Here is an 8,815-nt window from a genome sequence, read left to right on the forward strand (position 1 = left end):
CGGCGGGCCGCCCGCGGTGGACTCGTTCCTGCGCGGCTACGGCGCGGCGGTGCTGACCGTGCCGGCCGAGGAGCGGTGGCCGCTCATGCGCCTGGTCGTCGACCGGCTCGGATTCCATCCGCTCAGCAATCTCACCGACACCCACACGGGCCATGCCTTCGGGTCCGAGGGCTACAAGACGATCGCTTACGAGATCCACGCCGATCTCGGCGTTCCGGCGGCGGTGTTCGTGCCGACGGGCTACGGCGAGGTGCTGTACGGCGTGTGGAAGGGCTTCGCCGAACTGCGCCGCCTGGGCGTGACGGATCGGACGCCACGAATGTTCGCGTGCGAACCGGCCGCCGGTGGCCCGTTGGCCGCCGCCGTCCGGACGGGGCGGCCGGCCGCGCGCGTGTCGGTCGGGCCGACCTCGGCGTACGCGATCGACTGCCCCGTCGGCGGCTATCGCGGCGTGGTCGCCGTGCGCGACAGCGCCGGCGAGGCCCTGCTCGTCACCGACGAGGCGATGGCCGCGGCTCGCGCCGAACTCGCCCGGCAGGGCCTGTGGGTGGAGACCTCCGCCGCTGCGGGTCTGGCCGGCCTGCGTACCCACGGCCCCATCGACGGCCCGGTGGTCTGCATCGCCACGTCGAGCGGCTTCAAGGACCTCGACGTCGGCACCCACCCGCCGGCGCTCACCGAGCCCACGTGGCCGGCGGTCGAACGCGGACTCAGGGCAGCGGGCATCCCGGTCTGACCGAGCACCACCCGGGGAAGGCGGGCGTCCGGGCCCGACCGAGCGCCGCCGGGCCGCGGCCACCTCGACCTAGGCCCGCGCCCGCCGGGGTTCGCGCCGGGCGGCGCGGGCCGGGGCGCCGCCCTCCCGGGGTGCGGCGAGTCGCCACAGCTCCGCCCACTGACCCGCCGTCAGGTCCTTCGGCAACGTGTACGGCGCGAGGCGCTCGGCGCGCATCCAAGCGCGCACGGCCGGCCGCGCGAACCGGCCGGTCCGGTCCAGGATTTCGGCTGTCCCACGCCCCGGCCCGGTGAACACCTGGCGGACGAAGTCCTGGTAGGCCGCCCGCCGTCCGTCGATCAGCGGGGTGCCGCGCCGCGTCATGGTGAGCAGCCCGCCGTCCACCGAGGGCATCGGCCGAAAGGCCCGAGCCGGCACCCGCGCGTGCAACGCGAAGTCGAACCACGGCCACCAGGCGGCCGTCAGCATGGTCGCGCCGCCGACGCCCGCCCGGCGCCGGGCGACCTCCCACTGCACGAGCAGCACGGCGGTGTGCCAGTGCTCCGCTTCGAGCAGTCGGCGCAGGACGGCGGTGGTGAGGTGGAACGGCAGGTTGCCCACCACCACGTGCGGCTCGCGCGGAAACGCGAAGCGAAGCACGTCAACCGGTACCACCTCGACGTGCGCCGGCATACGTCGCGCCAGCCGACGAGCCCGCTTGGGATCGATCTCGACGGCCGTGATCGGCCGGCCGTCGCGACTCAGCGGGAGGGTGAGGGCGCCGTCGCCGGGTCCGATTTCCACGATCGGCCCGGTGGTGCGGGCGACGAGGTCCTCGAAGGTGGCGATCACCGACCGGTCTACGAGGAAGTTCTGACCGAGTTCGTGACGTCCACCGTGAGTGGGATGAACCATGGAAGGCTCCGCAAAAGCAGTTCGGAGCCGGGCAGCACGAAGCGCCGCACCGGCGATGGGCCCGAAGTGCGGCAGAACCGACGAAAGATGCGCTCTCGGCCTGCCGCTAGAAGCGGCGGGTCCTCATGAACGCGCACCCGAAAGCACAACCGAAAGCAGCCATGCCCGGCACCCTAACGGACCACGGCCGACCGACTCGAACGAGTTTCGCTCCCGCGCGCGACCGAAGTGCACAACACACGAGCCGGCCGACTCGGGGCACGAACGGAGCACAGCGGACCGACCCGCTCGCCCGCTCACGCACTTACCCGCCAATCCGCACAGCGGGGCACGCCGAGTCAACGACCGGGCGCGGGACGGGGTTCGAGTTCCTTGCCGTACCAGATCTCCGCGTACATGCCCCGCGCGTACGCCGGTATCTCGCGAAATCCGTGCCGCACGTACAGCGCCCGCGCCTCGACCAGGTCGAGCCGTGTGTCCAGCACGATCCGATCCGCTCCGAGGTTGCGCGCGCCCTCCTCGACAGCGGCCATCAAACGCGCGCCACCGCCGGTCCCGCGCAGCGTCGGCCGCACGTACACCCGGGTCAACTCGACCGTCCGCGCGTCCATCACCCGCAACCCCGCACATGCGGCGGGCACCCCGTCGTGGCGTCCGATCAGGAACAGGCCGGTCGGCGGCGCGAGATGGTCGCTGGTCGACAGCGCGAATCCGGTCTCGATCTCCTCGGCGGTGGAGTCCCGGTCGAAGTGCAGCCGGTAGTAGCGGTCACTCACGTCGACGTAGTACTCCCGCAGCAGGGTCCCGGCCTCGTCCGAGCCCACGGGCCCGGTGCCGACGACCCATCCGGGCCTGGGCGAAGCAGTGATGATCATCCGGCGATTGTGACGCCTCGGCCCGTTTCCCGCTCGCATTCGGGCGAGGCGGAAGCCGCGCCCGGTCGGTCAACTCACCGGCTCCCGCTCCCCCGCGCGCAGTGCGGCGAAGACCCGCTCGACCGTTGCCCGCTGTTCGCCCACCGGCGCGACGTAGTCGATCGCCGCGCGAGCCGACGCCTCGCCCAGGGTGCGGCTGATCGTCCACGCGCCCAGATATTGCGCGGCCAGGCAGCCACCGGCCGTGGCGATGGTGCCGCGGGCGTGGAAGGGAGCGTCGAGCACTTCGACGCCGGCGGCCTCGACCCACGGGCGCGACGTGACGTCCGTACAGGCCGGCATGTCGTCGAGCAGGCCGAGGCGGGCCAGGACCAGGGCGCCCGAGCACTGTGCCCCGATCAGTTGGCGGGACGGGTCGAGCGGCAGGGCGTCGATCAGCGCGTCGTCGGCGACCACGTCGCGGGTCTTGATGCCGCTGCCGATCAGCACCACGTCCGCCTCGGGCACGAACTCCAGCGAACGCTGCCCGGTGATCTCGACGCCGTTCATCGAGGTCACCGTCGGCGTCGGCGTGGTGATGTAGGCCGTGAGGCCCTGCTTGCGGCAGCGGTTGACGATCGCCGCGGCAACGAAGCTGTCGATCTCGTTGAAGCCGTCGAAAGTGACCACTGCGACCTGCGGCATCGGATCTCCGTCCACGTGATCACCTGACCGATCCGGCCAGGCTACCGCCGGACCGGTCTCCCCCACCGACCACCCGGGGCGGTCACCGTTCGCGGAATACCTCGGTCATCGCCTGCGCCTGTGCGTACGACGGGATGTCGCTCACGTGCGGCAACGATCCGAGCGGCGTGGGGGATCCCGACGTTTCCGAGCCGTGGGCCACCGACCACGCCAGATCCACCGCGCTGCGCACCGCCGCCCGAAACAGCAGTGAGCCCAGGCTGATCCGCCGCACTCCCAGCTCGGCCAGGGCGGCGGGTGTCGGACCGGTGGGGCTGTACAGGATGTTCAGCGGCGCGTCGGTCGCGGCCACGAGGGTGCCGATCGCGGTCGGTTCCTGGAGGCCGGGTACGAAGACTCCGTCCGCGCCGGCGGCCCGATACGCCCGGATCCGGCGCACCGCCTCGTCGAGCGAGGGTTCGCCGCCCACCCAGTGGGTGTCGGTGCGCGCGTTGACGAACAGTGTCGGCGCGGCCTCCTTGAGCGCGACGATCAGTTCGACCTGGTGTTCGGTCGCGGTCAGCGTGCCGTCGGCTCGGCCGTCCTCCAGGTTGACGCCCGCCACGCCGGCGCGCACCAGTTCGGTGCCCAATCGGGCGACGTCCTCGGGACGTTCGGCGAAGCCGCCCTCGATGTCGACGCTGACCGGTACCGGCAGCCGCGCCAACCCGACGCCCAGGCGCAGGGTTTCCTCGCGGGTGCCGCCCTCCCCGTCGGGTTTGCCGGCCGCGACCGCGACTCCCAGACTCGTCGTCCCGATCGCCGGGAATCCGCGCTCGACGAGCGCGGCGGCCGACGCGTGATCCCACGCGTTGGGCAGGAACAGCGGCGTCTCGGCGTGGTGCAGCGCGCGGAACTCGGCGAAACGGCTGGGGTTGGTCATCGGGCTGGACCTCCGGATCGGCGACGGACCCACACCCGACCGGCTCCGCGGGCCCGGTCCCGGCAGGTGTGACGGTGTCACCGCGTCGTCCACACCCGCGACCTCGGCCCCGCACGACCTTGGTGCGTGATCCTGGTACGCCCGCCATCATGCCGCCCGCACACTTCGCCCGCGCGCGATTCCATCCGCGCACCGGCCCCGCCGCGACCCGTTCGGGGCATCGCTCCCGCGCTGCGATAGCGTCCCCGCGAGACAAGGGAGGCCCCGTTGCTGCTGCACGAGATCCTGGTCGAGGCCGCTCGGGAGGTGCCCGGGGACACGGCGCTGATCGTGCCCGGGCACACGTCGTGGACGTTCGGCGAGCTCGCGGACCGCGCGTTCGCGCTGGCCGGCGCCGTCGCGGCGGGCACGTCCTCGGGTGCGCGGATCGGGATTCTGGCGCACAACCGGGCCGAGTACGTCGCCGCCTACTACGGCGTGCCGTGGGCGGGCCGGGTGCTCGTGCCGCTGAATCCGCGCCTGCATCCGCGCGAGTGGGCCGATCAGTTGGAGCGCTCCGGGGCCGAGTCGCTGCTCGGTGACGCCGACCTGCTGCGGCGGCTCGGGTGGACCGGCGGTCCCGCCGTCGACCTCGCCGACGCCGACCTCGGGACGCCACGCGCGTTCACGCCGGCCACCGACGACACCGCGTTGGCGTGGTTGCTGTTCACGTCCGGGACCACCGGCCGGCCCAAGGGCGTGCGGCTGACCCACCGCAGCCTGACCGCGTCGATGCGCACGTCGCTCGCGCGCCGTCCGGTGGACCCGGACGCGGTCGTGCTCACCCCGTTCCCCCTCGCGCACGTGGCGGGCTACCAGGTGCCGGCCCACCACCTGGTGCGCCGCCCGGTGGTGGTCCTGCACCGCTACGATCCGGCGCGACTGGCGTCCGTCATCCGCGAGTTCGACGTCACCAACCTGTCCTTGGCGCCGACGATGATCGACGCGCTGCTCGACCACGTGCGTGAGGGCGACGGGTTGCGCGAGCGGATCCGCTCGATCAGCTACGGCGCCTCGCCGATCACCCCGGAACTGATCCGCCGGGTCGACCGGTTGCTCGGGTGCGGGCTCAACCAGGGCTACGGGATGACCGAGTTGTCCGGCAACGCGGTGTTCCTGAGCGCCGCCGACCATCGACCCGAGCTGTACGCGGCGGCCGGCCGGCCCGGGCCCGGGGTGGAGATCCGGATCGTCGACGACGCGGGCGTGCCGGTTCCGCTCGGCGCGACCGGCGAGATCTCGGTCCGCGCCGAGCAGGTCGCCGACGGCTATTGGCAGTCGGACACCGGCGAGTTCGCGGACGGCTGGTTTCGCACCGGCGACCTGGGCCGCGTGGACGCCGACGGCTACCTGTACGTCCTGGACCGCAAGAAGGACGTCATCATCACCGGCGGCGAGAACGTCAGCGCCCGCGAGGTCGAGGCTGTCCTGCGCGGGCACCCCGACGTGCGCGACGTCGCCGTGGTCGGCGAACCGGATCCACGCTGGGGCGAGCGCGTGGTTGCGGTGGTCGTCACGACCGCCGGCACCACCGTGGACCCGGACGCACTTGTCACCCTGTGCCGCTCGCGGTTGGCCGGCTTCAAGGTCCCCCGGCGCGTGCTGTTCACCGACGCCCTGCCGGTGACCGGCACCGGCAAGATCAGCAAACCCGCCCTACGGGAACAGCTCACCGAAGGCGGCCCCCCGACCACCGTCTGACCCTCCCACCGAAAGCCTCCCGACCACCGGCCCCACCGCCCGCCGATGTGTCCACCGAGGGCGGCCCCACCGCGCGCCGACCCGCCGTCAGTCGCTCACCGACAGCACGATCTTGCCGGTCGTGCGCCCCGTCTCGCCCAGGACGTGCGCCTTCGCCGCGTCCGCGAGCGGCAGCACGGCGGCGACTTCGACCCGCAGTCGACCGTCCGCGACCAGCGCCGCGATCTCGCGCAGTCCCGCGAAGTCCGGCTCGACCATCACGAACACCGCCCGCACCCCCGCCGCGCGGGCCTGCTCGACCGGGAAGGTCTCGTCCGGCGGGACGATCGAGACCAGCGTGCCGCCGCCCGGACGCAGCGTTCGCAGCGAGCGGGTCGGATGGTCGCCGCCCATCGTGTCGAGCACCACGTCCACGTCCCGCACGGTTTCCGCGAAGTCGACGCTTCGGTAGTCCAGCGCCTCGTCGACGCCGATTCCGCGCAGGAACTCGTGCTTGCCGGCGCTCGCGGTACCGATCACGTACGCGCCCCGCGCCTTGGCGATCTGTACGGCCAGGTGCCCGACACCGCCCGCGGCGGCGTGGATCAGGACCCGCTGCCCCGGGGCCACCTCGGCCGTGTCGACCAACGCCTGCCACGCGGTGAGCGCCGCGAGCGGCAGTGCGGCGGCGGCCGTGGCGCCGAGGCCGGCCGGGCGGCGGAAGAGGTGCCTGGCCGGCGCTGTGACGTACTCGGCGTAGGCGCCGGCGGGACGCGGGAAGCGCGGCATGCCGAACACCTCGTCGCCGGGCGCGAGGATCGTCACGCCCGCGCCCACGGCCTCGACGACGCCCGCGACGTCGAAGCCGAGCGTGAACGGCGGTTCCTGTCCGCTGTAGAACCGGCCACGCGCGCGGGTCTTCCAGTCGGTCGGGTTGACGCCGGCGGCCTGGACGCGGACCAGGACCTCGGTCGGTCCGGGTTCGGGGCGGTCGGTCTCGATCAGGTGCAGGACGTCCGGTCCGCCGGCGGTGTCCTGGCTGATCGCGCGCATCCGCGGGGGGGTTGTCTCGCTCATGGTCGCCCTCTTTGCCGGTTCGTTTCGTGGTGCTCGTGCGGTCGGGAACTGGTTGCTCGTGCGGTTCGAGACTGTCCGACGAAGCCGCCACCCGGTGCCGGCCCGATGGCCAACCTTTGCAAGGATCGGGCCATGCACAATGTCGTGGTCCTGGCTCTGGACGGTGTCGTCCCCTTCGAGCTCGGTATTCCCGCTCGCATCCTCGGCGTGGCTCGGGGACCGGCGGACGAGCCGCTGTATCGGGTGATCACGTGCGGCGTCGACGGCGGTCCGGTGCGCACCGCCGCCGACTACTCGATCGTGGTCGATCACGACGCCGGCGCGTTGGCCTGGGCGGACACGGTGGTGATCCCGCCCTCGCACGCGCTGGAGGACGTGTACGAAAGCGGCGTGTTGCGACCCGAGCTCGCTACCGCGTTGGCCCGGATCCGGCCCGGCACCCGGCTGGTGGCCATCTGTACGGGTGCGTACGTCCTGGCTGCGGCGGGGCTGCTCACGGGCCGTCCGGTCACCACGCACTGGCGGCAGGCGGAGCGGCTTCAGCGGCTGTTTCCCGAGGTGCGGGTCGATCCGGACGTGCTGTTCGTCGACGACGGGGACGTGCTGACATCGGCGGGGGTGGGCGCGGGCGTGGACCTGTGTCTGCACATCGTGCGCCGCGATCACGGCAGCGACGTGGCCAACGACGTCGCGCGGATGTGCGTCGTACCGCCGTGGCGCGAGGGTGGGCAGGCCCAGTACATCCGGCGGCCGGTCCCCGAGGTCTCGCGGCACGGCACCGCGCCGACTCGCGCGTGGGCGTTGGAACACCTGGACGAGCCGTTGGTGTTGGCCGATCTGGCCGCGCACGCGCGGGTGAGCGTGCGCACGTTCACCCGGCAGTTCCGGGCCGAGGTGGGCCAGAGCCCGGGCCGGTGGCTGACCGTTCAGCGGGTCGAGTTGGCCCGCCGGCTCCTGGAGACGACCGATCTGCCGATCGACCTGGTCGCCCTGCGCGCGGGGCTCGGCACGGGCGCCTCGTTGCGCCAACACCTGCACGTGGCCGTAGGTGTCGCGCCGCACACCTATCGCCGTACGTTCCGCGCGCAGCCGGCGCGGTCGAGCGGCGGCCGGTAGGGGATCACGCAACAGGGCAACCCGGAGCCGCGCCGGCAAGGCCCCACGCGGTACCGGCCCGCACGGAAACGGCCTCGGGGTAGGGCAGGCTCGAAACCGCGGTTCCGAGGCCCCGATTCCGAGGTCGTTTCCGCGCGCCGGGTCCTTCGACCCCGGAATGGTCGAAGGGCCGGGTCGTTCGGCGGTCGAACGGCTCAGATGTCGAACAGTGGCGGCTTCGCGTTGCGCAACGCGCAGTGGTTGCCGTAGGTGCGGGTGAAGTCGATCCGCTGGGCGCCGCCACGCCAGTGGCCGGTGGCGACGGCGGTGACCGGGGCGTAGACCGCCGGGCAGATGCCGGACCGGGCGGGGATACGCTGCGGGTCGCCGCCGGCCGCGTCGAGCGCGGCACACGCAGCGGCCGGGGTGGGATGGCTGCCGCCGTCGGGGTGGCACCACAGTTCGGCCTCGGCGACCACCGGTCCGGTGGTGCCCTGGCCCTGATGCACCGTCAAGCGCAGGTACCCGAAGGGCGGCGGCGTGGCCGACGCGGGCGCGACGCCGCTGCTGCCCACCAGGATTGCCGCCGACACCGCGCCGCCCAGGCTCGCCAACAGCTTCGCGCGCACTTGCCCACCTCCCGTGGTCGGGGCCTGGACCGCCGCCCGGTCCCCCACGAGGACCCCGCCTACGGTTCGTCATCGGCGCCGGTCCGCCCGGCCTTGAGCCGGTCGGCCCCGTCTCCAGCCTTGTGGGTGACCCGCGCCGGCTCGCGAACGCCACGGCCAACGCGCCGAAACAAGGCGGCCCTCG

9 protein-coding genes are annotated in these 8,815 nt (G+C 73.0%); 3 read left to right on the forward strand and 6 right to left on the reverse strand.

The features are described 5' to 3' along the window. A partial coding sequence (locus GT354_RS21225; RefSeq protein WP_161357933.1) for a pyridoxal-phosphate dependent enzyme occupies positions 1-736 on the forward strand: 736 nt, incomplete at its 5' end. Positions 737-805: 69 nt separating this feature from the next. Here the strand turns inward: GT354_RS21225 and erm are convergent. The 4 genes from erm to GT354_RS21245 all read right to left on the reverse strand — a co-directional run bounded on the left by erm (position 806) and on the right by GT354_RS21245 (position 4,111). Continuing rightward, positions 806-1,630 carry a 23S ribosomal RNA methyltransferase Erm gene (erm, locus tag GT354_RS21230; RefSeq protein ID WP_161357934.1) on the reverse strand — a complete coding sequence of 275 codons (825 nt, stop codon included), beginning with the start codon at positions 1,628-1,630 and terminating at the stop codon, positions 806-808. Between the two features lie 338 nt (positions 1,631-1,968). Next, complete coding sequence (locus GT354_RS21235; RefSeq protein WP_161357935.1) at positions 1,969-2,505, reverse strand: GNAT family N-acetyltransferase; 537 nt, start codon at positions 2,503-2,505, stop codon at positions 1,969-1,971. A gap of 69 nt (positions 2,506-2,574) precedes the next feature. Further along, positions 2,575-3,189: a DJ-1/PfpI family protein gene (locus GT354_RS21240; protein WP_161357936.1), complete on the reverse strand. Its 615-nt coding sequence runs from the start codon at positions 3,187-3,189 to the stop codon at positions 2,575-2,577. A gap of 82 nt (positions 3,190-3,271) precedes the next feature. Beyond that, positions 3,272-4,111 (reverse strand): isocitrate lyase/phosphoenolpyruvate mutase family protein, encoded by an 840-nt coding sequence (locus tag GT354_RS21245; protein ID WP_161357937.1) that lies wholly within the window; start codon positions 4,109-4,111, stop codon positions 3,272-3,274. A gap of 267 nt (positions 4,112-4,378) precedes the next feature. Between GT354_RS21245 and GT354_RS21250 the strand changes: the two genes are divergently transcribed. Beyond that, entirely contained in the window at positions 4,379-5,851 is a 1,473-nt protein-coding gene (locus GT354_RS21250) for an AMP-binding protein (protein ID WP_161357938.1), read from the forward strand. An 87-nt stretch (positions 5,852-5,938) separates the two neighbouring features. Here the strand turns inward: GT354_RS21250 and GT354_RS21255 are convergent, their stop codons facing one another. Continuing rightward, positions 5,939-6,907, reverse strand: coding sequence for an NADP-dependent oxidoreductase (locus tag GT354_RS21255; protein WP_161357939.1), 969 nt, complete (start codon positions 6,905-6,907; stop codon positions 5,939-5,941). Between the two features lie 132 nt (positions 6,908-7,039). Here GT354_RS21255 and GT354_RS21260 point away from each other — a divergent pair, with 132 nt between their 5' ends. Beyond that, on the forward strand, positions 7,040-8,023 hold the full coding sequence (locus GT354_RS21260; protein ID WP_161357940.1) for a helix-turn-helix domain-containing protein: 984 nt from the start codon (positions 7,040-7,042) through the stop codon (positions 8,021-8,023). A 194-nt stretch (positions 8,024-8,217) separates the two neighbouring features. Here GT354_RS21260 and GT354_RS21265 read toward each other — a convergent pair whose 3' ends face one another. Further along, positions 8,218-8,631: an SSI family serine proteinase inhibitor gene (locus GT354_RS21265; protein WP_161357941.1), complete on the reverse strand. Its 414-nt coding sequence runs from the start codon at positions 8,629-8,631 to the stop codon at positions 8,218-8,220. Between the last annotated feature and the right edge of the window lie 184 nt (positions 8,632-8,815).

The sequence above is a fragment of the Streptomyces sp. SID3343 genome (assembly GCF_009865215.1).
In the GTDB taxonomy this organism is placed as follows: Bacteria; Actinomycetota; Actinomycetes; order Streptomycetales; family Streptomycetaceae; genus Embleya.

What these genes read in the sequence shown, in the direction of transcription:
- erm (WP_161357934.1), bottom strand. Translation starts at nt 1,630, where the DNA reads ATGGTTCATCCCACTCACGGTGGACGTCACGAACTCGGTCAGAACTTC.
- GT354_RS21235 (WP_161357935.1), bottom strand. Translation starts at nt 2,505, where the DNA reads ATGATCATCACTGCTTCGCCCAGGCCCGGATGGGTCGTCGGCACCGGG.
- GT354_RS21240 (WP_161357936.1), bottom strand. Translation starts at nt 3,189, where the DNA reads ATGCCGCAGGTCGCAGTGGTCACTTTCGACGGCTTCAACGAGATCGAC.
- GT354_RS21245 (WP_161357937.1), bottom strand. Translation starts at nt 4,111, where the DNA reads ATGACCAACCCCAGCCGTTTCGCCGAGTTCCGCGCGCTGCACCACGCC.
- GT354_RS21255 (WP_161357939.1), bottom strand. Translation starts at nt 6,907, where the DNA reads ATGAGCGAGACAACCCCCCCGCGGATGCGCGCGATCAGCCAGGACACC.
- GT354_RS21260 (WP_161357940.1), top strand. Translation starts at nt 7,040, where the DNA reads ATGCACAATGTCGTGGTCCTGGCTCTGGACGGTGTCGTCCCCTTCGAG.